This window comes from Comamonas sp. NLF-1-9 (assembly GCF_019195435.1).
In the GTDB taxonomy this organism is placed as follows: Bacteria; Pseudomonadota; Gammaproteobacteria; order Burkholderiales; family Burkholderiaceae_C; genus Comamonas_C.
In genome coordinates this window covers 2061858-2088372 of sequence record NZ_CP078069.1, presented here as the reverse complement: position 1 = coordinate 2088372, position 26515 = coordinate 2061858, and the positions used below count along the sequence as shown (strand labels likewise).

Here is a 26515-nt window from a genome sequence, read left to right as displayed (position 1 = left end):
TCAGGCCTCCTGCTTGCCGACCACGCCGCGCTGCACCTGGTCGCGCTCGATGGATTCGAACAAGGCCTTGAAGTTGCCCTCGCCAAAGCCCTCGTCGCCCTTCCTCTGGATGAACTCGAAGAACACCGGCCCGAGGATGGGCGTGGAGAAGATCTGCAGCAGCAGGCGCGGCTGGCCGCCGGCGGTGCTGCCGTCCAGCAGGATGCCGCGCGCCTGCAGTTCGGCCACGGGCTGGCCGTGGCCGGGCAGGCGCTCGGCCAGCATGTCGTAATAGGCCTGGTTGGGCGCGGGCGGCGTGGGGATGCCGGCCATCTGCAGGCGGTCCACCACTTCGATGATGTTGTCGCAGCTCATGGCGATGTGCTGTATGCCTTCGCCGTTGAACTGCATCAGGAATTCCTCGATCTGCCCGCCGCCCTGATGGGCTTCCTCATTGAGCGGGATGCGGATCTTGCCGTCGGGCGCGGTCATGGCCTTGGAAGTGAGGCCGGTGTACTCGCCCTGGATGTCGAAGTAGCGGATCTCGCGGAAGTTGAACAGGCGCTCGTAGTAGTTGGCCCAGAAGCCCATGCGCCCGCGGTAGACGTTGTGCGTGAGGTGGTCGATCTCCTTGAGGCCATGGCCGCGCGGGTGCGGGTCTGCGCCGGGCAGCCATTCAAAGTCGATGTCGTAGATCGATTCGCCATCGCGAAAGCGGTCAATCAGGTACAGCGGCGCGCCGCCTATGCCCTTGATCGCGGGCAGGCGCAGCTCCATCGGGCCGGTGGGAATGTCGATAGGCTGCGCGCCCAGCTCCAGCGCCCGCTTGTAGGCGCGCGGTGCGCTCTCGACGCGAAACGCCATGCCGCAGGCGGACGGCCCGTGCTCGGCGGCGAAGTAGGCGGCCTGGCTCTTGGGCTCGCGGTTGAGGATGAAATTGATGCCGCCCTGGCGGTAGAGCACCACGTCCTTGGAGCGGTGCTTGGCCACTGGCGAGAAACCGAGCTTCTCGAACAGCGGCTCGATCACGCCCGGCGTGGGCGAGGCGAACTCGACAAACTCGAAGCCGCACAAGCCCATGGGGTTGTCGAGGCTGGCGGCTTCGCGGGCGGTGGACGAGGGAATGGCGGCGGTCATGCGGGTCTCCTGCAATTTGCTTGATGAAAGAGCTTGACAGAGTCGGGCTCAACTATGCAACTGTAGGTTCCCGCGTGCTCAGTATTCGTGCAAATATCGATAGTTGCCCGCCGGGCCGCACAAGAAAATTGCGCAAAATCAAGGCATTGCGCAGCATGCATTTGAAGGATGGCCATGACCGACTCCGCCCCCGCCCTGGACAAGCTCGATCGCGCCATCTTGCGCCGGCTGCAGGACAACGGCCGCGAAACCTATGAGGTGATCGGCGAGCAGGTGGGCCTGTCGGCCAGCGCGGTGCTGCGCCGCGTCAAGCGCCTGGAGGACAGCGGCACCATCGCGCGCTACGTGGCGCTGGTGCGCCCGCAGGCCGTGGGGCTGCAGCTTGCGGCCTACCTCACGGTGCGCCTGGAGAAAAACACCGACGTACACAAGCGCAGCCCCATGGACGCGTTCCGCGCGGCGGTGCAGACCTGGCCCGAAGTGGTCGAGTGCGTCTCGCTCACCGGCGAGATGGACTACGTGCTGCGCGTGGTGGTGCGCGACATGGGGCACTACAGCCGCTTCGTGCTCGAAACCCTGCTCAAGCACCCGAGCGTGCAGGACTGCAAGACCAGCTTCGTGCTCGACACCGTCAAGAGCACCACCGCCATGCCCGTGTAGCGCGGCGTCCGGCGCACCGGCCCCATCCGGGCAATCCGCTATCCTTGGTGCTTCGACCACTTTCGCACGCCCCACGTGTCCGACCCCAACCCTGCGCGCGCCCCTGAAAGAGAAGACAAGCGCACGCTCTTGCAGCGCCTGGCGGAGTTCCTGCATCCGCGCCCCGAAACCACCGACGAGCTGATCGCCACCCTGGCAGAGGCCGAGGACAACGCCGTCATCCACACCGACTCGCGCGTGATGCTCGAGCGCGTGCTGCAAATGGCCGACATGACTGCGGCCGACGTGCTGGTGGCCGCCCCGCGCATGGACGTGCTGGACATCGACACCGAGCCGCAGGAGCTGGTCAACGAAGTGATACGCACCGCGCATTCGCGCTTTCCGGTGGTGCAGGGCGGGCGCGAGAACATCATCGGCATCCTGCTGGCCAAAGACTTGCTCAAGCTGCAGCGCGCGCCCGAGCTGAGTCTGCGCACCCTCGTGCGGCCCGCGCTCTTCGTGCCCGAGAACAAGGACTTGCAGGCGCTGCTGCGCGAATTTCGCGCCACGCGCAACCACATGGCCATCGTGGTCGACGAGTTCGGGCGCACCGCCGGCCTGGTCACCTTCGAGGACGTGATCGAGCAGATCGTCGGCGAGATCGAGGACGAGTTCGATGCCGAGGACGAGCCCGAGGGCGACATCTTCGCGCTGGCCGACGACACCTGGCGCGTGAGCGGCGACACGCCGATCGAGCGCGTGGCCGACGAGTTCGACTGCGACCTGGGCAGCGCGCAAGAGGCCGAGCACTTTGACACCATAGGCGGCCTGATCGCCCACGCCATGGGCCACACCCCGCGCCGTGGCGAATCGCTCTCGCTGGGCTGCCTGCACTTCACCGTGCTGCACAACAAGGGCGGGGCGGTGCGCTGGTTCAAGGTCATGCGCCTGCCCGAAGGCGAGCCGCCGGCGGGAGCGCCCAACTGAGCGCGGCTGCGCGAGCACTCGCCGCGCTGCTGGCCGGGCTGGCCCAGGCGGCGTCGATTGCGCTGCCGGGCAGCGGCGCGCCCCTGTGGTGCTTGCAGATCGTCTCGCTCGCGCTGCTGGCGTGGCTGCTGCGCACGGGCGCCAGCGCGCGCGCGGCGGCGCTCACCGGCTGGCTGTTTGCCACCGCCTGGCTCGCCGCTACCTTCTGGTGGCTCTACGTCTCGCTGCACACCTACGGCGGCCTGGCCGCACCGCTGGCGGTGCTGGCGGTGCTGGCGCTGGCGGCGTTTCTTGGCAGCTATTACGCCATTGCGTCATGGTGTTTTTGGCGTTTTGCGCATACTGGACGGGCGCTACCAGCTATCGTTTTTGCGTTTTTGTGGCTGCTGGCCGAACTTGCGCGCGGGCAGTGGTGGACCGGCTTTCCCTGGGGTGCGGGCGGTTATGCGCACCTGGACGGGCCGCTGGCGCCGCTGGCGCCGCTCGTAGGCGTCTACGGCATAGGGCTGGTGGCAGCGCTGCTGGCCGCGCTGCTCGCCCAGTTGCGCCGCGCCGACCTGTTGCGCGCACCCGCCTGGATCGCGGCGGCGCTGCTGGTGGCCGCGGGGCTGGGCGCAGCGCAGTGGCAGCAGGCGGTGCTCGCCCGGATGCAGGTGCATGCGCCGCTCAGTCTTGCGCTGCTGCAAGGCAACATTCCGCAGGACGAGAAGTTTCAGCCGGGCAGCGGCGTGCCGCTGGCGCTGGCCTGGTACGGTGAGCAGATGCAGGCGCAGACGGCGCAGCTGGTAGTGGCGCCCGAAACCGCGATTCCGCTGCTGCCCAGCGACCTGGAGCCGGGTTACCTCGCGCGCATCAGCCAGCGCTACCGCCAGGGCGAGCAGGCGCTGCTGCTGGGCATGCCGCTGGGCACGCCCGCGGCCGGCTACACCAATTCGGTGCTCGGCTTCGCCGCCGGTCAGGGCGCGCCCTACCGCTACGACAAGCACCATCTGGTGCCGTTTGGTGAGTTCATCCCGCCGCTGTTTCGCTGGTTCACCGGCCTGCTGCAGATTCCGCTGGGCGACTTCAACCGCGGTGCGCCGTCCCAGCCGCCCTTCGTCTTCGCGGGCGAGCGCATTGCGCCCAACATCTGCTATGAAGACCTGTTCGGGGAAGAGCTGGCGCTGCGTTTTGCCGATGCGCGCCAGGCGCCCACGCTCATGGTCAACCTGAGCAACATCGCCTGGTTTGGCGACACGCTGGCACTGGACCAGCACCTGGCCATCAGCCGCATGCGCGCGCTGGAGTTTGCGCGGCCCATGGTGCGCGCCACCAACACCGGCATGACCGCGGTAATAGACCACCGGGGGCAGGTGCAGGCGCTGCTGGCGCCCTTTGAGCGCGCGGTGCTGCAGGCGCGCGTGCGCGGCGTGGACGGGCCTGGCACGCCTTATGCCCGCTGGGCAGGCCGCTGGGGCCTGGCGCCGCTGTGGCTCGCGGCGCTGCTGGTGCTGCTGGCCGCCGCGCTGATGCAGCGCCGGCGCAACAACGGATAATCCTCTTTTTATCCACGCACGCCGCCCATGCGGCGCGCGGCCTGAGAAGCAAGCACCTACATGGCCGAATCCTTTTCCTACGACCAGCTCATTGCCTCGGGCGAAGGGCGCCTGTTCGGCCCCGACGCCGGGCGCCTGCCGCTGCCGCCGATGCTGATGTTTGACCGCATCACGACCATCGACCAGGACGGCGGCAGCCACAACCAGGGCAGGATCGTGGCGGAACTGGACGTGCGCCCCGATCTGTGGTTCTTCGAATGCCACTTTCGCGGCGATCCGGTCATGCCCGGCTGTCTGGGGCTGGATGCGATGTGGCAGCTCATCGGCTTTTACCTCACCTGGCTGCGCTTGCCCGGGCGCGGGCGCGCGCTGGGTGCGGGCGAGGTCAAGTTCACCGGCGAAGTCGGGCCGGAGGTGAAGCTCGTCACCTACGAGATCGACATCAAGCGGGTGATACGGCGCAAGCTGCACATGGCCATAGGCGATGCGCGGCTGCTGGCCGACGGCAAGGAAATCTACGTGGCCCACGATCTGCGCGTCGGCTTGTTCCTGCGCGAAGAGGGCAGCAAGGACGCGGCATGAACAGGAAGCGGGTGGTCATCACCGGCGCGGGCATCGTCTCGTGCATCGGCAACGACCTCAAGACGGTGGAAGCGGCGCTGCGCGAAGGCCGCAGCGGCATCGAGGCAGTGCCCGAGTTCGCCGAGCTGGGCCTGCGCAGCCAGGTGGCGGGCGTGCCCCACATCGACATCGAAGCGCGCATAGACCGCAAGCAGCTGCGCTTCATGGGCGAAGCCGCCGCCTACGCCCAGATCGCGCTGCAGGACGCCATCGCCCAGGCGGGGCTTGCCCCGTCCGAGGTCAGCCACCCGCGCACCGGCCTCATCATGGGTTCGGGCGGCGGCTCGCCCGCCAACCAGATCGAGGCCGCCGACACGCTGCGCAGCAAGGGCATACGGCGCGTCGGCCCCTACCAGGTCACGCGCTGCATGAGCTCTACCGTCTCGGCGTGCCTGGCCACCAACTTCAAGGTCAAGGGCATCAATTACTCCATCACCTCGGCCTGCTCGACCTCGGCGCACTGCATCGGCGCGGCGGCGCAGCAGATCGCCTGGGGCGAGCAGGACGTGGTGTTCGCGGGGGGGGGCGAAGAGCTCTCCTGGGGCATGGCCATGCTGTTTGACGGCATGGGCGCAATGTCCAGCAAGTACAACGCCACGCCGCAAAAGGCCTCGCGCGCCTACGACGCCGAGCGCGACGGCTTCGTCATCGCCGGCGGCGGCGGCGCGGTCGTGCTCGAGAGCCTGGAGCATGCGCTCGCGCGCGGCGCCACCATCCATGCCGAACTCGTCGGCTTTGGCGCCACGAGCGATGGCGAGGACATGGTCGCCCCCTCGGGCGAGGGCGCGACGGCCTGCATGCGCCAGGCGATCGCGCATCTGGACGGCCCCATCGACTACATCAACACCCATGGCACCTCCACGCCCGTGGGCGACATGCAGGAAGTGCGCGCCATGCGGGCGGTGTTTGGCGAGCGCGTGCCGCCGTTTTCCAGTACCAAGTCGCTCACCGGCCACTCGCTGGGCGCGACCGGCGTGCAGGAGGCCATCTATTGCATGCTGATGCTGCAGGGCGGCTTCATCGCCGGCTCGATCAACGTCGATACGCCCGACCCGCAGCTCGGTGACATGCCGCTCGTCACCGCCACGCGCGACGCGCAGCTCACTACGGTGCTGTCCAACAGCTTCGGTTTTGGCGGCACCAACGCCAGCCTGGTGCTGCGCCGCTGGGACGGCGCCTGAAGCCCCGAGCGCGCCGCGCCTTCACCAGTCGGTCAAACCAGTCGGTCAAAAAGACGCGCCGCACTCAGCGGCGCAGTTGCAGCACCAGCGGCAGCAGCACCGAGGCCCAGCGCGCCAGGCGCCGGGGCCCGGCCACGGCCAGCGCGGCGAGCACGCCCGCCACGGCCAGCGGATGCTGACGAGCAAAGCCGCCCACGCGGGTGAGCAGCGGCTCGGAAGCCCGCGCACCTGCGGCCACCGCGCGCAGGCCGGCGCCGGCGGCACGCTGTTCGCGGCGGTCCTGGCGGCGCTGGCGCCAGCGCGCGCGCTGCGCGGTGATGCGATCGATCAACTGCTGCTGCTCGGCCGTACGGGGCAGGGGACGCTTCATGGCAGTTGCTCCCGCAAGGCCTGCCAGTCCTGCGCGAGTTCATGGCGCGTGAGGGCAAACAGCTGGCGCACATGGCGCGCGGTGAAATACAAGGCCAGCAGCAGGGCCGCGCAGGCCAGCGCCCAGGCCAGCACCAGCAGCCAGGCCACGACGCTGCGCTGCGGCGTATCCCAGTACTGCACCAGCACCGCCAGCGACAGGAACAGCAGAGTGCCCAGCGCCAGCGCACCCAGCAGCACCAGCAGCAGCGCCAGCCGCCACAGATAGTGGCGCTGCTCGGCCCATTCCAGCCGGGCCAGCGCCAGCCGGTCGTGGCCGGCGGCAGCGGCTTCGCCCAGGCGTCGGCGCCAGTGCGCCGCAAGCCCATCGAGACCCAGCAAGGCAGTCCAGTTCATGCGCGGCACGCCGTCGGCAGGCGTACTCAGCGGCGCGCCAGCAAAAAGCCCACCAGCGCACCCACGGCCAGCGCGGCGCTGGCCACGCGCCAGGGCTCGTCGTGGGCGTAGCTGTCTGCGGCGCGGGCGGCGTCCATCGCGCGCTGCGCGGTGTCCTGGGCGGCGCGCACCGTGGCGTCGCGCACGCTCTGCACGCCGTCTTCCAGGCGCTGGCGCACCTGCTTGATCGCCGGGATGTCGTCCAGATCCTTGCTGGCCAGCAGCTCGCGCAGATCGCCAACCAGGCGCTCGAGTTCGCCTTCGGTCGTGCGGGCGGTTTCGGATTTGGTTTTGGTAGGCATGGGCGGGACCTTTCTCGAATGAAAAACGCCGCCGCACAGCCGGGCAACCCGGCCCTGCAGCGGTCTTCATCTTAGCGAACTGCCCGGGCACTGTCTTTGCCGGCGCAAGCTGACGCGATGCTTACGCTGCTACCATGGCGGCGCAAACTTGACCGGGAAGAGGCCTGCGGCTCCACTAGAATTGCCGCCGCGCCATGGCGCTTCAAAGGGACGCAGCGCCATGATCTGGCACTTTGTCCTGTTCACCCCAAGCGGCCCGACACCATGGGCACAAGGAGACAGTGGATGACATCACCTGCAGCGCTCAGGTTGCACATACCTGAGCCCACGGGTCGGCCGGGCGGCACGACCGATTTTTCCTATCTATTGCTCTCCGAAGCGGGCGAAGTCCCGCGGCCAGCGCCGGACGTGCCCGCTGCGGCGACCGCCTCCATGGCCAAGAGCCTGGTGCGCGTGCTCGACCACGAGGGCAAGGCCCAGGGCCCCTGGGCACCGGCCATCCACCCCGAGCGACTGCGCCGCGGCCTGCGCGCCATGGTCAAGACGCGCCTGTTCGACGCGCGCATGCAGATCGCGCAGCGCCAGAAAAAGCTCTCCTTCTACATGCAGTGCCTGGGCGAGGAAGCGATCGCGATCGCCCACGCGCAGGCGCTGCAGGAGGGCGACATGAACTTCCCCACCTACCGCCAGCAAGGCCTGCTGCTCTCGCGCGACGACATCTCGCTCGTGGAGATCATCTGCCAGCTCATGAGCAATGCGCGCGACCCGCTCAAGGGCCGCCAACTGCCGGTGCTCTACTCCTACAAGCGCGCGGGCTTTTTCTCCACCTCGGGCAATCTTGCCACCCAGGTGCCCCAGGCCGTGGGCTGGGCGATGGCGTCGGCGATCAAGGGCGATACCAAAATAGCCTCCGCCTGGATCGGCGACGGCTCCACCGCCGAGGCGGACTTTCACACCGCGCTCACCTTCGCCCATGTGTACCGCGCGCCGGTCATCATCAACGTGGTCAACAACCAGTGGGCGATTTCCTCCTTCCAGGCGATTGCCGGCGGCGAAGGCACCACCTTCGCCCAGCGCGGCGTGGGCGTGGGCCTGGCTTCGCTGCGCGTCGATGGCAACGACTTCCTGGCCGTCTACGCCGCCTCGCAGTGGGCGGCCGAGCGCGCGCGCACCAACCACGGCGCGACGCTGATCGAATGGGTGACCTACCGCGGCGGCGCGCACTCCACTTCGGACGACCCCTCCAAGTACCGCCCCGCTGACGACTGGCAGCGCTTCCCCCTGGGCGACCCGATCGCGCGCCTGAAGCAGCACCTGATCGGCATCGGCGAATGGAGCGAGGCGCAGCACGAGGAAATGAGCAAAGAGCTCGAAGCCCAGATCATCGCCGCGCAGAAAGAGGCCGAGAGCTACGGCACGCTGCTCGATGGCCGCGTGCCCAGCGCCGCATCCATGTTTGAAGACGTCTTCAAGGACATGCCGGAGCACCTGCGCCGGCAGCGCCAGCAACTGGGGGTTTGAGCCATGAGCACACAAGAGCAAACCCCGGGCGCAAGCGTGCCCATGACCATGGTGCAGGCGCTGCGCTCGGCGCACGACGTGATGATGGGGCGCGACGAGGACGTGGTCGTCTACGGCGAGGACGTGGGCTACTTCGGCGGCGTGTTTCGCGTCACCGAAGGCCTGCAGGCCAAGTACGGCAAGACGCGTTGCTTTGACGCGCCGATTTCCGAATCGGGCATCGTGGCCACGGCCCTGGGGATGGCCGCCTACGGCCTCAAGCCCGTGGTCGAGATCCAGTTCGCCGACTACTTCTACCCGGCCATGGACCAGATCGTCTCCGAGGTCGCGCGCCTGCGCCACCGCTCGGCCGGCGACTTCGCCGCGCCCATGGTGATACGCATGCCCTGCGGCGGCGGCATCTACGGCGGGCAGACGCACAGCCAGAGCCCCGAAGCGGTGTTCACCCACATCTGCGGCATTCGCACGGTGATGCCGAGCAACCCCTACGACGCCAAGGGCCTGTTGATCGCCTCCATCGAGAGCGAAGACCCGGTCGTCTTCCTGGAGCCCAAGCGCCTGTACAACGGCCCGTTCGACGGCCGCCACGACCAGCCGGTCGTACCCTGGTCCAAGCACGACATGGGCAAGGTGCCCGAGGGCTATTACAAGGTGCCGCTGGAGAGCGCGGCCATCTTTCGCCCGGGCAAGGCGGTCACCGTGCTGACCTACGGCACCATGGTCTGGGTGGCCGAGCGCGCCGCGATCGACACCGGCATCGACGCCGAGATCATCGATCTGCGCTCCATCTGGCCGCTGGATCTGGAGACCATCGTCGAATCGGTCAGGAAGACCGGGCGCTGCGTCGTGGTGCACGAGGCCACGCGCACCAGCGGCTTTGGCGCCGAGCTCAGCGCGCTGGTGCAGGAGCACTGCTTCTACCACCTGGAAGCGCCGATCGAGCGCGTCTGCGGCTGGGACACGCCCTACCCGCATGCCCAGGAATGGGCGTATTTCCCCGGCCCGGCGCGCGTCGGCGCCGCCCTCAAGCGCGCAGTGGAGGCATGAACATGGGTATTTACATCATCCGCGTGCCCGACATCGGCGAGGGCATTGCCGAAGTGGAAATCGCCGCCTGGCACGTGAAGGAAGGCGACGCGGTTGCCGAAGACCAGGTCATCGCCGACATCATGACAGACAAGGCCTCTGTGGAAGTGCCCTGCCACATGCACGGCAAGGTCTTGCAACTGGGCGGCAAGGTGGGCGACGTGCTCGCCGTAGGCGCCGAGCTGGTGCGCCTGGAGGTCGAGGGCGAAGGCAATTTCAAGGAGGGAGAAGAGGCCGCTGCGGCGCCCGTGCCAGCAGCGGCCCCTGCTGCCGTGGCGGCCCCTGCTCCGGTGGCGGCCCCCGTTGCGCCACCCGCACCCGCCGCAACGCCGAAAAAAGCTGCCCCTGCTCCGGCGCGCGCGGCCGCCGCACGCGTGCCACGCAAGGAAGGCGAGCGCCCGCTCGCCGCCCCCTCGGTGCGCCAGCGCGCGCTGGACATGGGCATAGAGCTGCGCCTGGTGGCCGGCAGCGGCCCGGCCGGGCGCATCCTGCACGAAGACCTGGATGCTTATGCCGCACGCGGCGGCGCCCAGGCGGCGGGCGGCTCCATCTACGTGGAGCGCTACGGTGAAGAAGACATTCCCGTCATCGGCTTGCGGCGCAAGATCGCGCAGAAGATGCAGGAGGCCAAGCGCCGCATCCCGCACTTCAGCTACGTCGAGGAGGTGGACGTCACCGAACTCGAAGCCCTGCGCGCGCGTCTGAACCGGCTGCACGGCGCCACGCGCGGCAAGCTCACGTTGCTGCCCTTTCTGATCCGGGCCATGGTGGTGGCGCTGCGCGACTTCCCGCAGATCAATGCGCGCTTTGACGACGACGCGGGCGTGGTCACGCGCTACGAGGCAGTGCACCTGGGCGTGGCTACCCAGACCGACGGTGGCCTGATGGTGCCCGTGCTGCGCCATGCCGAGGGCATGGACTTGTGGGCCTGCGCCGCCGGCATCGTGCGCATTGCCGAGGGCGCGCGCAGCGGCAAGGCGCCGCGCGAGGAGCTCTCCGGCTCCACCATCACGCTCACCAGCCTGGGCCCGCTGGGCGGCGTGGTCAGCACGCCTGTGATCAACCATCCCGAGGTCGCCATCGTCGGCGTCAACCGCATCGTCGAGCGCCCGATGATCCGCGAGGGGCAAGTCGTGGCGCGCCAGTTGATGAACCTGTCTTCATCGTTCGACCACCGCGTGGTCGACGGCATGGATGCGGCGCGCTTCATCCAGGCCGTGCGCGGCCTGCTGGAAGCCCCGGCGCTGCTTTTCATCGAATGACCGCGGGAGGCAAGAGAACATGAAGGAAATTTCCACCAAACTGCTGGTCATCGGCGGCGGCCCCGGCGGCTATGTTGCGGCAATCCGTGCTGGGCAGCTCGGCGTGCCCACGGTGCTGGCCGAAGGCGCGAGCCTGGGCGGCACCTGCCTGAACATCGGCTGCATTCCATCGAAGGCGCTGATCCACGCAGCGCACGACTTCGAGCAGGCGCGCCTGCAGGCCGCGGGCAACTCGCCCATGGGCATACGCGTGAGCGAGCCTGCGCTCGACCTGGCACAAACCGTGCGCTGGAAGGACGGCATCGTCAAGCGCCTGACCTCGGGTGTGGGCGCGCTCCTGCGCAAGGCCGGCGTGCAAGTGCTGCACGGCTGGGCCACGGTCGAAGACGGCAAGACCGCCGTGGTGCAGCTCGAAGGCGAAGCGGTGCGCGTGCGCTGCGAGCACCTGCTCATCGCCACCGGCTCCGAGCCCGTCGCCCTGCCCAGCATGCCCTTTGGCGGTGCGATCTGGTCTTCGACCGACGCGCTCTCGCCCACCGAGCTGCCCAGGCGCCTTGTGGTCGTAGGCGCGGGCTACATCGGCCTGGAGCTGAGCTTTGCCTACCGCAAGCTCGGCACCGAGGTCACCGTGGTCGAAGCCGCGCCCGACATCCTGCCGCGCTACGACGAGGCGCTGACCAAACCCGTGCTCGACAGCCTGAAGAAGGCCGGCGTGGTGCTGCACCTGGGCTGCAGCGTGGCCGGCTACGACGCCAAGAACGGCGTGCACGTGCGCAACGCCAACGCCGACGAATTCGCGCTGCCGGCGGACAAGGTGCTCGTCGCCGTCGGCCGGCGTCCGCGCGCCACCGGCTTTGGCATCGAAAGCCTGCAACTCACCATGAACGGCCGCGCGATCGCGATCGACGCGCACTGCGCCACCTCCATGCGCAAGGTCTGGGCGATTGGCGACGTCACTGGCGAGCCGGTGCTGGCGCACCGCGCCATGGCCCAGGGCGAGTGCGTGGCCGAGCAGATCGCGGGCAAACCGCGGCGCTTTGAGCCCATGGCCATCCCCGCGGTGTGCTTCACCGACCCCGAGGTCGTCATCACCGGCCTGACCGCGCAGGAAGCGAGCGCCGCCGGCGTCGAAACCGTGGAGGCAAGCTTTCCCTTCGCCGCCAATGGCCGCGCCATGACCCTGGGCGCCGAGGGCGGCTTCGTGCGCGTGCTAGCGCGCAAGAGCGACCACGTCATCATCGGCTGGCACGCGGTAGGCCGCAGCGTCTCCGAACTTTCCGCGGCGTTTGGCCAGTCTATCGAAATGGGCGCGCGGCTGGAGGACGTGGCGGGGACCATCCACGCGCACCCGACGCTGGGCGAGGCAGTGCAGGAAGCGGCGATGCGGGCGCTGGGGCATTCGCTGCACATTTGACCTTGGTTTCTGCGCGTCGGGCCTTTTCTCCCCCCTTCGGGGTGGGGCTCCGATTTGTTCCCTCCCCCTCTGGGGGAGGGTTGGGGTGGGGGCCAGCGGCGATGAATGATTCAAAGCCGTTTGCTTCTTGCAAACGCTGCTGGCCGGGACATGCGCCCGGCGGCGCACTCACTTTCTTTTGCTTCGCCAAAAGAAAGTAAGCAAAGAAAAGGCGACCCCGCTGTCCGTGTCCCTTCGCTGCGCTACGGGCAACCTGCGGTGCTCGCCGCTGCGGTGCTGCCGCGTAACTCACTTCGCGCCTGCGGCGCTGCGTTCGGACAAACGCGGCAAGTCAGTTCACGAAGCAGGTGCGTCCTCCGGCGCACCTGCGCACCGCACCGGCTGCGCGCCTCGGCACGGCCAGAGGGGCTAGGGTGCGGGATCGGGTACCGGCCCGCGCTTTGCGAAGCTCTAGTGCGCCTCGCACACCCGCTCCTCCATCCCCTCGGCTGCGCCTGCGACGGCTCGTTTGCGCGGTGAGCATGCGCGTCGAAGCGCGCATGCCTTGTTGACTGACTTGCCGCGTTTGTCCGAACGCAGCGCCTTGGCGCGTAGTGAGTTATGCGGCGCACCGTGCAAGCGAGACGGCGCAGGTTTGCCCCGAAGCGCAGCGCAGGGGTCGCGGGCGTGGGGTCGCCTTTTTTTTGCTTACTTTTCTTGGCGAAGCAAGAAAAGTGAGTCGCCCGCCGGGGCCAGACGCGGCCGACGGCCCTCGCAAGAAGCACACGGCTTTGAAATATTCATCGCCGCGGGCCCCCACCCCAACCCTCCCCCAGAGGGGGAGGGAGAAGAGGAAACGCCCGCCCCCTAAAATCCCCCTTTCCGCGTGCGCCCCGCCGCACCCACGAAACGCCATGCAGACCTTCCAAGACATCATCCTCCAGCTCGAAACCTACTGGGCCGCCCAGGGCTGCGCGCTTTTGCAGCCCTACGACATGGAAGTCGGCGCCGGTACATCGCACACAGCTACGTTTTTGAGAGCACTTGGCCCGGAGCCCTGGAAGGCCGCCTACGTCCAGCCCAGCCGCCGTCCCAAGGACGGGCGCTATGGCGACAACCCCAACCGGCTGCAGCACTATTACCAGTACCAGGTAGTGCTCAAGCCCGCCCCGGCCAACATCCTGGACCTGTACCTGGGCAGCCTCACCGCGCTGGGGTTCGACTTGAAGAAGAACGACATCCGCTTCGTCGAGGACGACTGGGAAAACCCCACGCTCGGCGCCTGGGGCCTGGGCTGGGAGGTCTGGCTCAACGGCATGGAGGTGACGCAGTTCACCTACTTCCAGCAGGTCGGCGGCATCGAGTGTCGGCCCGCGACGGGCGAGATCACCTACGGGCTGGAGCGCCTGGCGATGTATCTGCAAGGCGTGGACAAGGTCTATGACCTGATCTGGACGCCAGGATTGACCTATGGCGACGTCTACCACCAGAACGAAGTCGAGCAGTCCACCTACAACTTCGAGCACTCCGACGCCGCCTTCCTCTTCACCGCCTTCGACGCGCACGAGAAGCAGGCCCAGCACCTGGTGCAAGTGCCGCTGGCGCTGCCGGCCTACGAGCAAGTGCTCAAGGCGGCGCACACTTTCAACCTGCTGGACGCGCGCGGCGCAATCTCTGTGACCGAGCGCGCCGCCTACATCGCCCGTATCCGCAACCTGGCGCGCGCCGTCGCCAAGTGCTACCTGGACAGCCGCGCCCGCCTCGGGTTTCCCATGGCCGCCAAGGCCCAGGCCGACGAGGTGCTGGCCGAGCTGGCCAAGGCGAGCGAAAAGCGCCAAAAACAGACGGCCTGATATTTTTCTCCCTCCCCCTTTGGGGGAGGGCAGGGGTGGGGGCAGCGGCCCGGCGGGCAAGACGCCACCCATCCCCACCTTCCTCCACAGGGGGAAGGAGCCCTACAGAATCAAATGACATGAATACCGCCTCCTTGCTTGTCGAACTCTTCGTCGAAGAACTGCCCCCCAAGGCCTTGCGCCAATTGGGCGATGCATTCGCCGACGTGCTTTTTGCGCAACTCAAGGCGCAGGGGCTTGCCGGCGCCGCCGCGCAGTCCACGGCCTACGCCACGCCCCGGCGCCTGGCGGTGCATGTCAGCGATGTGCGCGCGCAGGCCGAGGACCAGGCGGTGTCGCACAAGCTCATGCCCGCCTCCGTGGGCCTGACCGCCGACGGCCAGGCCACGCCCGCGCTGCTCAAGAAGCTTGCGGCGCTGGGCGCCGATGCGTCTGCCGTGGCCGGCCTCGAGCGCGTGCACGATGGCAAGGCCGAGGTGCTGCACCTGCGCGCCACGCTCACCGGCGTGATGCTGGCCGAGGGCTTGCAGAAGGCGCTCGACGAGGCGATTGCCAGGCTGCCGATTCCCAAGCTCATGCGCTACCAGCTCGAAGACGGCTGGAGCAGCGTGCACTTCGTGCGCCCGGCGCATGGGCTGGTGGCGCTGCATGGTAGCGAGGTCGTGCCCGTCAGCGCGCTGGGCCTGGCGGCGGGGCGCACCACGCACGGGCACCGCTTCGAGGCGGCAAAAGACCCGATCACGCTGACGAACGCCGACAGCTACGCGCGCCAGTTGCACCATGAAGGCGCGGTGATCGCGAGCTTTGCCGAGCGCCGCGCCGAGATCGCGCGCCAGCTCGCCGCCGCCGCGCAGGCTGTGGGCGGCGGCGCGCAGGCGATCGAGGACGCGGCGCTGCTCGACGAGGTCACCGCGCTGGTCGAGCGCCCGAACGTGCTCACCTGCCAGTTCGACGCCGAGTACCTCGCCGTGCCGCAGGAGTGCCTGATCCTCACGATGAAGGCCAACCAGAAGTACTTTCCGCTGCTCGACGGTGCGGGCAAGCTGACCAACCGCTTCCTCGTCGTGAGCAACATCCGCCCGGATGACGCCAGCGCGGTCATCGAAGGCAACGAGCGCGTGGTGCGCCCGCGCCTGGCGGACGCCAAATTCTTCTTCGACCAGGACCGCAAGAAAACGCTCGCCAGCCGCGTGCCCGAGCTGGCCAAGGTGGTCTATCACAACCAGCTCGGCACCCAGGGCGAGCGCGTAGCGCGCGTGCGCGCCATCGCCAAGGCCGTGGGCAGCCAGCTCTTTGCGCATCTGACGCACGCCAACGCACTGCTGCAAACGCCCGAGGGCGAGATCGCTGAAGACTGGCTGCTGACCTGCATCGACAACGCCGCGCTGCTCGCCAAGACCGACTTGGTGACCGACATGGTCGGCGAGTTCCCCGAGCTGCAGGGCATCATGGGCGCGTACTACGCCGTCAACGACGGCTTGCCCGACGAGGTGGCGCACGCCATCGAAGACCACTACAAGCCGCGCTTCGCCGGTGACAGCCTGCCGCGCGAAACCGTCGGCGTGGTGGTGGCGCTGGCCGACAAGCTGGAAACCCTGGTCGGCATGTTCGGCACCGGCAACCCGCCCACGGGCGACCGCGACCCCTTCGCGCTGCGCCGCCACGCGCTGGGCGTGATCCGCATGCTGGTCGAAAAGCATCTTCCGCTCTCTTTACCAGAGCTGCTGGCGCACGCCCAGCCTGCGTTCGAGTCCAAAATCACCGATATTTCCGAGCCGCTCTCCAGCTTCATCTACGAGCGCCTCTCCGGCAGCCTGCGCGACCAAGGCTACGGCGCGCAAGAGGTGGACGCGGTGCTCTCGCTGCGCCCGGCGCTGCTGGCCCAGGTGGCGCCGCGCCTGGATGCGGTGCGCGCCTTCGCCGCCCTGCCCGAGGCCCAGGCGCTGGCGGCGGCGAACAAGCGCGTGACCAACATACTGAAAAAGGCCGACGGGGTAGAGCCCCGGGTCAAGCCCGAACTGCTCGTCGAGGCGGCCGAAAAAGACCTCTACGGCGCGCTGCAAACCATCGCCCCGCAGGCCGGCGCGCAGTTCGAGCAGGGCGACTACACCGCCAGCCTCAAGACCCTGGCGGGGCTGCGCGCACCGGTCGACGCCTTCTTCGAGCACGTGATGGTCAACGCCGAAGAGGCCGAGCTGCGTGCCAACCGCCTGGGCCTGCTGCAGCAATTGCACGACGCGATGAACCGCGTGGCCGATCTGTCGCGGCTGGCGGCGTGAGGCGGGGGGTTGATGGTTGAATGGCCGCACCCCGGTTTGACTCCCTCCCCCACTGGGGGAGGGCGGGGGTGGGGGCCAGCCGCGGCTGAGAAAGTGCACTGGCGTGCCCCCATCCCAAGCTTCCCCCACAGGGGGAAGGAGCAACTCCCTCTCCCTTTGGGAGAGGGCAGGGGTGAGGGCCAGCGGCGCCTGCTTCCATCACAGACACCTCCATGGCCCTGATCCGCTCCATCCTGTACATGCTGTGGCTCGTCGTCACGGTCGTCCCCTACACGCTCGCCGTGCTGCTCGTGCGCGCCTTCGGCGGCGGGCCCCGGGGCGCCTACCGCCCGGCGCGCGCCTGGCTGGCGCTGGCGGCCGACAGCGCCCGCCCGCTGCTGGGCATCCGCCGGCGCGTCAGCGGGCTGGAGAATCTGCCGACCGACCCGGCGCAGGGCGCGGTGATTCTCGTCAAGCACCAGTCGGCCTACGAGACCTTCATGATGCCCGCCATCCTGCCGCGGCGCGTGGCCTATGTGTTCAAGCGCGAGCTGTTGCACATCCCCTTCTTCGGCTGGTCCATGGCCTGCATGGACATGATCCACATCGACCGCGGCAGCCCCACGCGGGCCTTCGTGCGCGTCATCAAGCAGGGCCGGCGGCTGCTGGATCAGGGCATCTGGGTGGTGATGTTCCCCGAGGGCACGCGCACGCCGCGCGGGCAGGCGGGCAAGTACATGGTGAGCGGCGCGCGTCTGGCGATCGAGGCCGGCGTGCCTGTGGTGCCTGTGGCCGTCACCTCGGGGCGGGTCTGGCCCAAGAGCGGCTTCGTCAAGCGGCCCGGCGTGGTCGAGGTGTCCATTGGCCAGCCCATCGCCAGCAGCGGGCGCAAGGCCGATGAACTGATGGCCGAGGTGCAGACCTGGATCGAGGCGGAAATGCGCCGCCTGGATCCCGAAGCCTACGCCCCGGCTGCTGCGCCCGCCCAGACACCCGCCGGCCCGTGAACGAGCGCCCAGCCCAGCGCCAGGTGCTGCTCGCCGGCAGCGCCGTCAGCTACGAATTGCAGCGTGCGCGTCGGCGCAGCATAGGCTTGACCGTCAGCGCACAAGGTCTGGTGGTGCGCGCCCCTGCCTGGACCACGCTGGGCACCATAGAGGCCGCGCTGCAGGAAAAGTCCGTCTGGGTTCTGCGCAAGCTCCAGCAGATGCAAGAGCAGGCGCAGCGCCAGCAGGCTGCGCGCATCGTCTGGGCCGAGGGCGGGCAACTGCCCTGGCAGGGCGGCGTGCTCACGCTGCGCTGCGACGGCTTGCGCCGCGCGCCGCTGCTCTCGGGCGAGCAACTGCACACCGGCCTGCCGCCGGGCAGCCCGACTTCGGTGCTGCGCGCGCGGGTGCTGGCCTGGTTTCAGCGCGAGGCGCGCGCGCACTTTGCGCAGCAGGTGCAGCGGTTTGCGCCGCGCCTGCAGGTGCAGCCTGCGCGCGTGCTGCTCACCAGCGCAGCCACGCGCTGGGGCAGCGCCAGCGCCCAGGGCAGCATTCGCCTGAACTGGCGCCTCATGCACCTGCGCCCCGAGCTGATCGACTACGTGGTGGTGCATGAGCTTGCCCACCTGCGCGAGATGAACCACAGCCCGCGCTTCTGGGCCATCGTCGAGCAGCTCGTGCCGCAGCACCGGCAGCTGCGCCGCGAGCTGCGCGGCGTTTGCACGCCGCTGTGGGACTGAGGCGCAAAAAAGCCGCCGACACGCCGCGCGCGCCAGCGGCCTGCCCCACCAGGCAAGGTTTGGTTTACTGCTTCAGCGGCGGAATGCGCAGCTTCTGCCCCGGGTAGATCTTGTCCGGGTGCGAGAGCATGGGCTTGTTGGCTTCGAAGATCACCGGGTACTTGTTGGCGTCGCCGTAGAACTTCTTGGCAATCGCGCTGAGCGTGTCGCCGCGCACCACGTCGTGGTATTGCGCCTCGGGCTCGGGCGTGGTCACCACCATCTGGTTGTCCACGCTGGTGACGCTGGCCACGTTGCCACAGCACAGCGTGACCTTTTCCTTGAGCGCCTGCGTCGGGGCAGTGCCGGTCACGGTCACCTTGCCCTCGGGGCCGGCGAAAGCCACCTTCACGTCGCTCACGCCCAGGTTCTGGGCGGCGATATAGGCCTCGATCGCCTTGCCCGCGCGCTGGTCCAGATCGCCCTGGGTGGGCGCGGACGGCTCGCCCGCACGCGCGGCCGGCTCGCCGGCGTGCGCGGCGCTGCCGCCAAAAAGCTTTTCACCGGCTTCCTTGATGAAACTGAACAAACCCATGTGTGACCTCCTGTCGTTGCTAGCTGCTCAATATAGCGCCGCTGCGCGCCGCACCCCCGCCGGGCGCCCGCGGCCGGACGATGATTGACATTTGCGCCCTGCAATCGGTGTTCCCGGCGGGCGGCGGGCACCGGCCTTGCCATAATCCGCGCCCATGGGCTTTCTCGCGATCGACGTGGGCAACACGCGTCTGAAATGGGCACTCTACGACGCCCCCCGTCCGGGGGCGGCGGCCCAGGCGCACGGGGTGGAATTCCTCGACAACGTCCAGCGCCTGGCCGACGGCGCCTGGTCGCAGCTGCCCGAGCCCAGCACCATGCTCGGCTGCGTGGTGGCCGGCGACGCGGTCAAGCGCCTGATCGAAGAGCAGATGGACGCCTGGGAGCTCACGCCGCACTGGGTCGTGCCCGGCGCCGAAGAGGCCGGCCTCATCAACGGCTACGAGCGCCCCGAGCGCCTGGGCGCGGACCGCTGGGTGGCCATGATTGGTGCGCGCCATCACATGCTGGCGCAGGGCGCGCCGCGCCCCATCGTCCTGGTGATGGTTGGCACCGCGGTCACGGTGGAAGCCATCGACGCCGACGGACGCTTTCTTGGCGGACTGATCCTGCCCGGCCACGGCATCATGCTGCGCGCGCTGGAAACCGGCACCGCGGGCCTGAGCGTACCCACGGGCGAGGTGCAGCTCTTTCCCGCCAACACCAGCGACGCGCTCACCAGCGGCGGCACCTACGCCATCGCCGGCGCGGTGGAGCGCATGTGGCAGCACCTGCGCGCGCACACCGGGCAGGAGCCACTGTGCCTCATGACCGGCGGCGCGGGCTGGAAGATGATGCCCAGCATGACGCGGCCCTTCGAGCTGGTGGAAAACCTCATCTTCGACGGCCTGCTGGAGATCGCCGTGCGGCGCTTTGCTTGAGGCTGTTCTCCCTCACCCTCCGGGGAGGGCAGGGCGCTGATTGTTGCGATGGGATAATTCCCAGCCTCCCAACGCGCTTGTCTCCTTCCCCATGATTCTCGTTACCGGGGGCGCCGGCTTCATCGGCGCCAACTTCGTGCTCGACTGGCTGGCGCAGCCCGCAAGCGAAGGCGTGGTCAACCTCGACAAGCTCACCTACGCGGGAAACCGGCACAACCTCGCTGCCGTGGCCGGCGATGCGCGCCACGTCTTCGTGCAGGGCGACATTGCCGACCGTGCGCTGCTCGATCGCTTGCTGGGCGAACACCAGCCGCGCGCCATCGTGCACTTTGCGGCCGAAAGCCATGTGGACCGCTCCATCCACGGGCCCGAGGATTTCATCCAGACCAACGTCGTCGGAACTTTCAGGCTTTTGGAGGCTGCGCGCCAATACTGGAGCGCGCTGCCAGCTATAAAAAAAGAAGCGTTTCGCTTCTTGCACGTCTCCACCGACGAGGTCTATGGCACGCTCTCGCCCACCGACCCGGCCTTCAGCGAAACCACCAACGTCGCGCCCAACAGCCCCTACTCGGCCAGCAAGGCCGCAAGCGACCACCTGGTGCGCGCCTGGCACCACACCTATGGCCTGCCGGTCTTGACGACGAACTGCAGCAACAACTACGGCCCGCTGCAATTTCCTGAAAAGCTCATCCCGCTGGTCATCCTCAACGCCCTGGCCGGCAAACCCCTGCCGATCTACGGCGACGGCCTGCAGGTGCGCGACTGGCTCTACGTCAGCGACCACTGCGCTGCCATCCGCCGCGTGCTGCAAGCCGGGCGCCCCGGCGAGATCTACAACATCGGCGGGCACAACGAAAAGACCAACATCGCCATCGTGCGCAGCATCTGCGCGCTGCTGGACGAACAGCGCCCGCGTGCCGATGGCGGCAAATACGAAAGCCAGATCACCCACGTCACCGACCGCCCCGGCCACGACCGCCGCTACGCCATCGACGCCGGCAAGATCGCGCGCGAGCTGGGCTGGACCCCCGCCGAAACCTTCGACACCGGTATCCGCAAGACCGTGCAGTGGTACCTCGGCCACCCCGAATGGGTTGCGCAGGTGCAAAGCGGCGCCTACCGCGAGTGGGTGGCAAGGCACTATGCGGATTGAAGAGGCGGCATTTCAGGCTCCCTCGCCCTCTGGGAGAAGGCAGCCTCATACTCCCTCCCCCTTTGGGGGAGGGCCAGCGGCCGCACGAAAAACACGCAGTGGCGCATGTGCACGCCGCCCCCATCCCTACCTTCCCCCAGCGGGGGAAGGGGCCAAATCCGCACGCCCATGAACATCCTGCTCTTCGGCCGCAACGGCCAGGTCGGCTGGGAGCTGCAACGCAGCCTGGCGCCGCTGGGCCGGGTCACTGCGCTGAGCCACGACAGCACAGACTACTGCGGTGACTTTGCCCGGCCGGACGCCGTGGCGGCCACCGTGCGCGCCCTGCGCCCTGAGCTCATCGTCAACGCCGCCGCCCACACCGCAGTGGACCGCGCCGAGAGCGAACCCGAGCGCGCCCGCCTGCTCAACGCCACTACCCCCGGCGCGCTCGCCAAGGAAGCCGCGCGGCTGGGCGCCTGGCTGGTGCACTACAGCAGCGACTACGTTTTTGATGGCAGTGGCACGCGCCCTTGGCGAGAGGCCGATGCGCCCGCGCCGCTCTGCGTCTATGGCGCGACCAAATGGGAGGGCGAACAACTGATCCAGCAGTCGGGCTGCCGCCACCTGATCCTGCGCACCAGCTGGGTCTATGGCGCGCGCGGCGGCAACTTCGCCAAGACCATGCTGCGCCTGGCCCGCGAGCGCGAGCGCCTCACCGTCATCGACGACCAATGGGGCGCGCCCACCAGCGCCGAGCTGCTGGCCGACGTCACCGCCCTCGCGGTGCGCCAGCTGCAAACCCAGCCCGAGCATGGCGGTCTGTACCACTGCGTCGCCGGCGGCGAGACCAACTGGTTTTCATACGCAAAATACGTGATTTCGCAAGCCAGACAAGCGCAACCAGCTATGCAAATCAAAGCAACCGAGGTCGCCCCCGTCCCTACCAGCGCCTATCCCACGCCGGCGCGGCGCCCGTCCAATTCGCGGCTCGATACCACCAAGTTGCGCACCACCTTCGGCTTGACTCTGCCGCCCTGGGAGCAGGGCGTGGCGCGCATGTTGGCCGAAATCCTGTGATCGGCAAAGACTGCCGTCATTAAAATGGAACCAAAATGGTTCCATTGCAATGGAGGGCATACCGCCATGTCCGCAACGCTGACGCTGAAGAACATCCCTGCGCCCGTTTATGAACGGCTCAAGCTGTCGGCGCAGGCCAACCGCCGCAGCCTGAACAGTGAAGCCATCGTCTGCCTGGAAGCCGTGCTCCTGCCCACTGCCGTTGCGCCTGCACAGCGCCTTGCGCGTGCGCGCGCCTTGCGCGCAGGCCTGCCGCCGCATTTCCATATCCACGATGTCGACGCCTTCAAACGTGCAGGACGTGCATGATCGTTGTCGATACCAACGTGTTGGCCTATCTGTATCTGCCGGGTGAGCACACCGCCGCGGCTGAGGCCTTGCTGGAGCGCCAGCCAGACTGGGCTGCGCCCGTGCTCTGGCGCAGTGAATTGCGCAACGTACTCACGGGCTACCTGCGCCGCGGCCTGCTGGGGTTCGAGCAGGCCAGTGCCATCCAGCTCGAAGCGCAAGCACTGATGCAGGGCGCCGAGCATGAAGTGGATTCACTCCAAGTGTTGCAGCTTGCGCAGCACAGCGGCTGCTCCGCCTACGACTGCGAATTCGTCGCTCTGGCGCAGCAACTGGGTGTGCCGCTCGTCACCATGGACGCGCAGATCCTGCGCGCCTTCCCTGATATCGCCCGCACTGTGCTGGCGGCCTGACTGTTGACCGGGAACCATCGCATGACCCTCGCACGCAAAGGCATCATCCTCGCCGGCGGCTCCGGCACCCGGCTGCATCCGGCGACGCTGGCGATCAGCAAGCAACTGCTGCCGGTCTACGACAAGCCCATGATCTATTACCCGCTCAGCACCCTGATGCTCGCGGGTATACGCGAAATCCTCATCATCAGCACCCCCCAGGACACGCCGCGCTTTGCGCAGTTGCTGGGCGACGGCAGCCAGTGGGGCCTGTCGCTGCACTACGCCGTGCAGGAAAGCCCCGACGGCCTGGCGCAGGCCTTTCTGATCGGTGAAGCCTTCCTCGCCGGTGCACCCAGCACCCTGGTGCTGGGCGACAACATCTTCCACGGCCACGACCTGCAGCCGCTGCTCACGCGCGCCGCCGCGTCGGCGCAAGGCGCGACCGTCTTTGCCTACCACGTGCAAGACCCCGAGCGCTACGGCGTGGCCGAGTTCGACGCCGCCGGCCGCGTGCTCTCGATCGAGGAAAAGCCCAGGGCGCCCAAATCCAACTACGCCGTCACCGGCCTGTACTTCTACGACGCGCAAGTCGTTGACCTGGCCAAAAGCCTCAAGCCCTCGGCCCGGGGCGAGCTGGAGATCACCGACCTCAACCGGCTCTACCTCGATCGGGGGCAGCTTTCCGTGCAGCCCATGGGCCGGGGCTATGCCTGGCTCGATACCGGCACGCACGAGAGCCTGCTCGAAGCCAGCCAATTCATCGCCACCATCGAGCGCCGCCAGGGCCTGAAGGTCGCCTGCCCCGAAGAAATCGCCTGGCGCCAGCGCTGGATCGACTCGGCCCAGCTTGAAGCACTGGCCCAGCCGCTGCTCAAGAACGGCTACGGGCAGTATCTGCGCGGGTTGTATGGCGCTTCAACTCCCTCCCCCTCTGGGGGAGGGCAGGGGTAGGGGCGGACGGCGCTGGCAGAGCAAACCGGCCCCCATCCCCGCCTTCCCCCAGAGGGGGAAGTAGCCAAAATCCAATATCGCGAAAGCCCCATGCAAGCCACCCCTACCGCCATCCCCGACGTGCTGCTGATCGCCCCCAAGGTCTTCGGCGACGCGCGCGGCTTCTTCTTTGAGAGCTTCAACCAGCAGGCCTTCAACGAGGCTACCGGAACCAACTTCCAGTTCGTGCAGGACAACCACAGTCGCTCTGCCCGTGGCGTGCTGCGCGGCCTGCACTACCAGATGCCGCCGCACGCCCAGGGCAAGCTGGTGCGCGTCACGCGCGGGCGCGTCTGGGACGTGGCGGTCGACATCCGCCGCGGCTCGCCCAGCTTCGGCCGCTGGGTAGGCGTGGAGCTGTCCGAAGACAACCAGCACCAGCTCTGGATCCCGCCTGGCCTGGCGCACGGCTTTCTGGTCTTGAGCGAAACCGCCGACTTCCTCTACAAGACCACCACCTACTACGCGCCGCAGGCCGAGCGCTGCATCCTCTGGAACGACCCGCAACTCGCCATCGCCTGGCCCGACGTGGGGGGCGAGCCGCTGCTTTCGAGCAAGGACTCGCAGGGTGTGTCGCTGGCCCAGGCGCAACTGCCGAATGACGAGGCTTTTCACGCGCCGCGGCAGGATGCTCAGTCATCGTCGTAGCGCTCCTGAACGAGACTTGTCCTCGTGAGTTCTGCGCGGCCGTGTGCGGGGAGCGTGCGACCCTTGGCTTACACTCCTGTCTTTTGCATTGTGGGCCGCTTTTCGAGCCGCCCACCAATACCCTGCAGTGTCGTCGGCATCACCGCGCCTACTTCCCATGCACATTGCAATCCTGGGCACGCGCGGCATACCGGCAAGTTACGGCGGTTTCGAGACTTTCGCCGAGCAACTGGCCACACGCCTGGTGCAGCGTGGCATGCAGGTGACGGTCTATGCCGAAGCTGACAGCGCTGGTCTGCAAGACACCTGGTATCACGGGGTACGCATACGCCACATACAGCGGCCGCGTTGGGGTGCCGCTTCGGTGATCGGCTACGACTGCCGATGCCTGCGCGACGCGCGCGCAGGCTATGACCTGATCTACATGCTCGGATATGGAGCTGCCTGGGCTTGCTGGTGGAATCGCCGCGTCCACGGGCAGACGGTCTGGTTGAACGTTGACGGTCTTGAATGGGCACGCAGCAAATGGGGACGAATGGCGCGCCTCTATCTGCGTACCATGGAGTGGGTTTCTTCGTGGGCGCCCACACGGGTGCTGGCCGATGCCCAAGCCATCGCCGAACACTATGCGCGCCGCTATCCGCGGGGGTCGCCCTGCAGTTTCATCGCCTATGGAGCGGATGTGCCCGTGACCTCAACGCCGCCCACTCTTGATCTGTCTTCCTGGGGGCTGTGCGCGGGCCAGTATGTTCTTGTCGTTGCGCGTGCGGAGCCGGAAAACCATTTGCTCGAAATTGTGCAGGGACATGCCTCCTGGGCGGGGGACTGGCCACTGGTGATCGTTGGAGACGTTCAGCAGGCGTCATCCGCGTATCAGCAGCGCCTGCGCGCACTTGCGGGCGACAAGGTGCGCTTTGTCGGGCCGGTGTACGACGCGCGCGCATTGACCAACCTGCGTCTCGGCGCTGCCTGCCATGTGCACGGCCATTCGGTCGGGGGAACCAATCCTTCGCTGCTCGAAGCGCTGGCCTGCGGCAACCTGGTCGTCGCCCACGACAACCCGTTCAACCGGGAGGTTGCTCGAGATGCCGCGCAGTACTTTCACACGCCGGCGCAACTCGCGCGCGCATTGAGCGCCGTGCACAAGCTGTCGGCGCAAGCCCGGCGCGCCGCGTCCAGGCGCGCGCGCAACATCGTGATCGAGGACTATTCTTGGGACCGTATCGTCAAGCAGTACGAAGCACTCATGCATTCCGACATCGATCGGGCGCGACGCAGCGAGGCTTCCCGATGAGCATGGAGCACCGCCGGATATGCGCGGTCGTGGTGTCGTGTCGCAGCGACCCGGAGCGTCTGGCGCTTCAGTTTGAGCGCCTGTTGCCGCAGGTCGACGCCATCGTGTGGGTAGACAATGCTTCGCCTCCTGCGCTGCGTTCGCTGCGGAACCGGTGGCCCCCCGAGCGTCTGCACGCCATCTGGCTGGCGGAGAACGTCGGAGTGGGCGCGGCGCAGAACCGCGGCATCGAGCATGCCCTGGCAACGGGCGCGAGCCATGTACTGCTGATGGACGACGACAGCTTGCCGGCGCCGGACATGGTGTCGCAGCTGCACCGTGCGCTGGCCGCTCACCCACGCGCCGGTGCGGCGGGCGCACGCCACCTCGATACGCGTCGCGAGCGTGAGCGCACGCCCTTCAGCAAGGTAATCGGAACCCGACTGCAGTGGCTGCCCTGCTCGGACGAGACGCGAGTGTGGGAGACCGACCATCTGATTGCCTCCGGCTGTCTGATTCCTGCCGTGGTATTGCAAAAGGTTGGCGCGATGCGCGAGGACTTCTTTATCGACTGGGTCGATACCGAGTGGTGCTTGCGTGCTCGAAGGGCCGGCTGGCTCCTCTACGGTGTGTGCGCTGCCCGGCTCGAGCATAGGCTGGGTGATCAGCTGGCGCGGGTTTTCGGACGTGAAATTCCTCGTCATGCTCCGTGGCGGCATTACTATCAATCGCGCAATTTCGTGTTGCTGCTCCGTGCGGGCCATGTGCGCCGGGGCGAATGCATAAGCATGGGATGGCGCCAGCTCAAGCGGTTTCTCGTGTTTTCTACCCTGGTACCGGGCCGTTGGCGCTATCTGAAGATGTGGATGCTGGGCCTGCAGCACGGCTGGCAGGGCCGCTCCGGTGCCCTGGTGCATCCGGGCAACAGGTAA

The 26515-nt window shown here is 67.8% G+C and carries 27 protein-coding genes; 22 read left to right on the top strand and 5 right to left on the bottom strand.

What is annotated here, in order from left to right; translation table 11 throughout:
• Complete coding sequence (gene hppD / locus KUD94_RS09990; RefSeq protein WP_218237073.1) at positions 1–1116, bottom strand: 4-hydroxyphenylpyruvate dioxygenase; 1116 nt, start codon at positions 1114–1116, stop codon at positions 1–3.
• 174 nt (positions 1117–1290) lie between these two features.
• Between hppD and KUD94_RS09985 the strand changes: the two genes are divergently transcribed.
• The 5 genes from KUD94_RS09985 to fabB all read left to right on the top strand — a co-directional run bounded on the left by KUD94_RS09985 (position 1291) and on the right by fabB (position 6079).
• Positions 1291–1776 carry an Lrp/AsnC family transcriptional regulator gene (locus tag KUD94_RS09985; RefSeq protein WP_218237072.1) on the top strand — a complete coding sequence of 162 codons (486 nt, stop codon included), beginning with the start codon at positions 1291–1293 and terminating at the stop codon, positions 1774–1776.
• 75 nt (positions 1777–1851) lie between these two features.
• Positions 1852–2742 carry an HlyC/CorC family transporter gene (locus tag KUD94_RS09980; RefSeq protein ID WP_218237071.1) on the top strand — a complete coding sequence of 297 codons (891 nt, stop codon included), beginning with the start codon at positions 1852–1854 and terminating at the stop codon, positions 2740–2742.
• Complete coding sequence (gene lnt / locus KUD94_RS09975) at positions 2739–4277, top strand: apolipoprotein N-acyltransferase (protein ID WP_218239263.1); 1539 nt, start codon at positions 2739–2741, stop codon at positions 4275–4277. The genes KUD94_RS09980 and lnt overlap by 4 nt, the downstream gene beginning before the upstream one ends.
• A gap of 60 nt (positions 4278–4337) precedes the next feature.
• Positions 4338–4859: a bifunctional 3-hydroxydecanoyl-ACP dehydratase/trans-2-decenoyl-ACP isomerase gene (gene fabA / locus KUD94_RS09970; protein ID WP_218237070.1), complete on the top strand. Its 522-nt coding sequence runs from the start codon at positions 4338–4340 to the stop codon at positions 4857–4859.
• On the top strand, positions 4856–6079 hold the full coding sequence (gene fabB, locus KUD94_RS09965; RefSeq protein ID WP_218237069.1) for a beta-ketoacyl-ACP synthase I: 1224 nt from the start codon (positions 4856–4858) through the stop codon (positions 6077–6079). Before fabA ends, fabB begins: the two co-directional genes overlap by 4 nt.
• 64 nt (positions 6080–6143) lie before the next feature.
• On the opposite strand, the gene KUD94_RS09960 is transcribed toward fabB, so the two are convergent.
• Genes KUD94_RS09960 through KUD94_RS09950 form a run of 3 tightly spaced genes read right to left on the bottom strand, consistent with a single transcriptional unit; the run spans position 6144 to position 7185 of the window.
• On the bottom strand, positions 6144–6449 hold the full coding sequence (locus KUD94_RS09960) for a hypothetical protein (RefSeq protein WP_218237068.1): 306 nt from the start codon (positions 6447–6449) through the stop codon (positions 6144–6146).
• A complete protein-coding gene (locus KUD94_RS09955) occupies positions 6446–6844 on the bottom strand; it encodes a phage holin family protein (protein ID WP_218237067.1) in 399 nt (132 codons plus the stop codon). Before KUD94_RS09955 ends, KUD94_RS09960 begins: the two co-directional genes overlap by 4 nt.
• Before the next feature lie 26 nt (positions 6845–6870).
• Positions 6871–7185, bottom strand: a complete 315-nt coding sequence (locus KUD94_RS09950; protein ID WP_218237066.1) for a YqjD family protein — start codon at positions 7183–7185, stop codon at positions 6871–6873.
• A 285-nt stretch (positions 7186–7470) separates the two neighbouring features.
• Here KUD94_RS09950 and KUD94_RS09945 point away from each other — a divergent pair, with 285 nt between their 5' ends.
• The 8 genes from KUD94_RS09945 to KUD94_RS09910 all read left to right on the top strand — a co-directional run bounded on the left by KUD94_RS09945 (position 7471) and on the right by KUD94_RS09910 (position 18284).
• Positions 7471–8706: a thiamine pyrophosphate-dependent enzyme gene (locus KUD94_RS09945; RefSeq protein ID WP_218237065.1), complete on the top strand. Its 1236-nt coding sequence runs from the start codon at positions 7471–7473 to the stop codon at positions 8704–8706.
• A gap of 3 nt (positions 8707–8709) precedes the next feature.
• Positions 8710–9753 (top strand): alpha-ketoacid dehydrogenase subunit beta, encoded by a 1044-nt coding sequence (locus KUD94_RS09940; protein WP_218237064.1) that lies wholly within the window; start codon positions 8710–8712, stop codon positions 9751–9753.
• 2 nt (positions 9754–9755) lie between these two features.
• Positions 9756–11054, top strand: a complete 1299-nt coding sequence (locus KUD94_RS09935; protein WP_218237063.1) for a dihydrolipoamide acetyltransferase family protein — start codon at positions 9756–9758, stop codon at positions 11052–11054.
• A gap of 19 nt (positions 11055–11073) precedes the next feature.
• A complete protein-coding gene (gene lpdA / locus KUD94_RS09930; RefSeq protein ID WP_218237062.1) occupies positions 11074–12468 on the top strand; it encodes a dihydrolipoyl dehydrogenase in 1395 nt (464 codons plus the stop codon).
• An 893-nt stretch (positions 12469–13361) separates the two neighbouring features.
• Positions 13362–14300 (top strand): glycine--tRNA ligase subunit alpha, encoded by a 939-nt coding sequence (gene glyQ / locus KUD94_RS09925; RefSeq protein WP_218237061.1) that lies wholly within the window; start codon positions 13362–13364, stop codon positions 14298–14300.
• 119 nt (positions 14301–14419) lie between these two features.
• Complete coding sequence (glyS, locus tag KUD94_RS09920) at positions 14420–16579, top strand: glycine--tRNA ligase subunit beta (RefSeq protein ID WP_218237060.1); 2160 nt, start codon at positions 14420–14422, stop codon at positions 16577–16579.
• Positions 16580–16791: 212 nt separating this feature from the next.
• Positions 16792–17565, top strand: coding sequence for a 1-acyl-sn-glycerol-3-phosphate acyltransferase (locus tag KUD94_RS09915; protein WP_218237059.1), 774 nt, complete (start codon positions 16792–16794; stop codon positions 17563–17565).
• Positions 17562–18284 carry a M48 family metallopeptidase gene (locus KUD94_RS09910; protein ID WP_255568709.1) on the top strand — a complete coding sequence of 241 codons (723 nt, stop codon included), beginning with the start codon at positions 17562–17564 and terminating at the stop codon, positions 18282–18284. The genes KUD94_RS09915 and KUD94_RS09910 overlap by 4 nt, the downstream gene beginning before the upstream one ends.
• 64 nt (positions 18285–18348) lie before the next feature.
• On the opposite strand, the gene lysM is transcribed toward KUD94_RS09910, so the two are convergent.
• On the bottom strand, positions 18349–18858 hold the full coding sequence (gene lysM / locus KUD94_RS09905; protein ID WP_218237058.1) for a peptidoglycan-binding protein LysM: 510 nt from the start codon (positions 18856–18858) through the stop codon (positions 18349–18351).
• A gap of 154 nt (positions 18859–19012) precedes the next feature.
• On the opposite strand from lysM, the gene KUD94_RS09900 reads away from it, so the two are divergent.
• From KUD94_RS09900 to KUD94_RS09860, 9 genes are all read left to right on the top strand, one after another.
• Positions 19013–19777 (top strand): type III pantothenate kinase, encoded by a 765-nt coding sequence (locus KUD94_RS09900; protein ID WP_218237057.1) that lies wholly within the window; start codon positions 19013–19015, stop codon positions 19775–19777.
• 91 nt (positions 19778–19868) lie between these two features.
• A complete protein-coding gene (rfbB, locus tag KUD94_RS09895) occupies positions 19869–20930 on the top strand; it encodes a dTDP-glucose 4,6-dehydratase (protein WP_218237056.1) in 1062 nt (353 codons plus the stop codon).
• Positions 20931–21098: 168 nt separating this feature from the next.
• Positions 21099–21989, top strand: a complete 891-nt coding sequence (rfbD, locus tag KUD94_RS09890; RefSeq protein WP_218237055.1) for a dTDP-4-dehydrorhamnose reductase — start codon at positions 21099–21101, stop codon at positions 21987–21989.
• 66 nt (positions 21990–22055) lie between these two features.
• The gene (locus KUD94_RS09885) at positions 22056–22298 is read left to right on the top strand and encodes an Arc family DNA-binding protein (RefSeq protein ID WP_218237054.1); all 243 of its coding nucleotides are present in this window, start codon (positions 22056–22058) and stop codon (positions 22296–22298) included.
• Positions 22295–22690 carry a type II toxin-antitoxin system VapC family toxin gene (locus KUD94_RS09880; RefSeq protein WP_218237053.1) on the top strand — a complete coding sequence of 132 codons (396 nt, stop codon included), beginning with the start codon at positions 22295–22297 and terminating at the stop codon, positions 22688–22690. The genes KUD94_RS09885 and KUD94_RS09880 overlap by 4 nt, the downstream gene beginning before the upstream one ends.
• A 21-nt stretch (positions 22691–22711) precedes the next feature.
• Entirely contained in the window at positions 22712–23623 is a 912-nt protein-coding gene (gene rfbA, locus KUD94_RS09875; RefSeq protein ID WP_218237052.1) for a glucose-1-phosphate thymidylyltransferase RfbA, read from the top strand.
• Positions 23624–23713: 90 nt separating this feature from the next.
• The gene (gene rfbC / locus KUD94_RS09870; protein ID WP_218237051.1) at positions 23714–24310 is read left to right on the top strand and encodes a dTDP-4-dehydrorhamnose 3,5-epimerase; all 597 of its coding nucleotides are present in this window, start codon (positions 23714–23716) and stop codon (positions 24308–24310) included.
• Between the two features lie 157 nt (positions 24311–24467).
• Positions 24468–25604, top strand: a complete 1137-nt coding sequence (locus tag KUD94_RS09865) for a DUF1972 domain-containing protein (protein ID WP_218237050.1) — start codon at positions 24468–24470, stop codon at positions 25602–25604.
• Complete coding sequence (locus KUD94_RS09860) at positions 25601–26515, top strand: glycosyltransferase family 2 protein (RefSeq protein WP_255568705.1); 915 nt, start codon at positions 25601–25603, stop codon at positions 26513–26515. Before KUD94_RS09865 ends, KUD94_RS09860 begins: the two co-directional genes overlap by 4 nt.

Excerpts from the sequence above, each read along its gene's own strand:
- hppD (WP_218237073.1), bottom strand. The coding sequence starts at position 1,116 with ATGACCGCCGCCATTCCCTCGTCCACCGCCCGCGAAGCCGCCAGCCTC.
- KUD94_RS09985 (WP_218237072.1), top strand. The coding sequence starts at position 1,291 with ATGACCGACTCCGCCCCCGCCCTGGACAAGCTCGATCGCGCCATCTTG.
- fabA (WP_218237070.1), top strand. The coding sequence starts at position 4,338 with ATGGCCGAATCCTTTTCCTACGACCAGCTCATTGCCTCGGGCGAAGGG.
- fabB (WP_218237069.1), top strand. The coding sequence starts at position 4,856 with ATGAACAGGAAGCGGGTGGTCATCACCGGCGCGGGCATCGTCTCGTGC.
- KUD94_RS09960 (WP_218237068.1), bottom strand. The coding sequence starts at position 6,449 with ATGAAGCGTCCCCTGCCCCGTACGGCCGAGCAGCAGCAGTTGATCGAT.
- KUD94_RS09955 (WP_218237067.1), bottom strand. The coding sequence starts at position 6,844 with ATGAACTGGACTGCCTTGCTGGGTCTCGATGGGCTTGCGGCGCACTGG.
- KUD94_RS09950 (WP_218237066.1), bottom strand. The coding sequence starts at position 7,185 with ATGCCTACCAAAACCAAATCCGAAACCGCCCGCACGACCGAAGGCGAA.
- KUD94_RS09945 (WP_218237065.1), top strand. The coding sequence starts at position 7,471 with ATGACATCACCTGCAGCGCTCAGGTTGCACATACCTGAGCCCACGGGT.
- KUD94_RS09940 (WP_218237064.1), top strand. The coding sequence starts at position 8,710 with ATGAGCACACAAGAGCAAACCCCGGGCGCAAGCGTGCCCATGACCATG.
- KUD94_RS09935 (WP_218237063.1), top strand. The coding sequence starts at position 9,756 with ATGGGTATTTACATCATCCGCGTGCCCGACATCGGCGAGGGCATTGCC.
- lpdA (WP_218237062.1), top strand. The coding sequence starts at position 11,074 with ATGAAGGAAATTTCCACCAAACTGCTGGTCATCGGCGGCGGCCCCGGC.
- glyQ (WP_218237061.1), top strand. The coding sequence starts at position 13,362 with ATGCAGACCTTCCAAGACATCATCCTCCAGCTCGAAACCTACTGGGCC.
- glyS (WP_218237060.1), top strand. The coding sequence starts at position 14,420 with ATGAATACCGCCTCCTTGCTTGTCGAACTCTTCGTCGAAGAACTGCCC.
- KUD94_RS09915 (WP_218237059.1), top strand. The coding sequence starts at position 16,792 with ATGGCCCTGATCCGCTCCATCCTGTACATGCTGTGGCTCGTCGTCACG.
- lysM (WP_218237058.1), bottom strand. The coding sequence starts at position 18,858 with ATGGGTTTGTTCAGTTTCATCAAGGAAGCCGGTGAAAAGCTTTTTGGC.
- KUD94_RS09900 (WP_218237057.1), top strand. The coding sequence starts at position 19,013 with ATGGGCTTTCTCGCGATCGACGTGGGCAACACGCGTCTGAAATGGGCA.
- rfbB (WP_218237056.1), top strand. The coding sequence starts at position 19,869 with ATGATTCTCGTTACCGGGGGCGCCGGCTTCATCGGCGCCAACTTCGTG.
- rfbD (WP_218237055.1), top strand. The coding sequence starts at position 21,099 with ATGAACATCCTGCTCTTCGGCCGCAACGGCCAGGTCGGCTGGGAGCTG.
- KUD94_RS09885 (WP_218237054.1), top strand. The coding sequence starts at position 22,056 with ATGTCCGCAACGCTGACGCTGAAGAACATCCCTGCGCCCGTTTATGAA.
- KUD94_RS09880 (WP_218237053.1), top strand. The coding sequence starts at position 22,295 with ATGATCGTTGTCGATACCAACGTGTTGGCCTATCTGTATCTGCCGGGT.
- rfbA (WP_218237052.1), top strand. The coding sequence starts at position 22,712 with ATGACCCTCGCACGCAAAGGCATCATCCTCGCCGGCGGCTCCGGCACC.
- rfbC (WP_218237051.1), top strand. The coding sequence starts at position 23,714 with ATGCAAGCCACCCCTACCGCCATCCCCGACGTGCTGCTGATCGCCCCC.
- KUD94_RS09865 (WP_218237050.1), top strand. The coding sequence starts at position 24,468 with ATGCACATTGCAATCCTGGGCACGCGCGGCATACCGGCAAGTTACGGC.
- KUD94_RS09860 (WP_255568705.1), top strand. The coding sequence starts at position 25,601 with ATGAGCATGGAGCACCGCCGGATATGCGCGGTCGTGGTGTCGTGTCGC.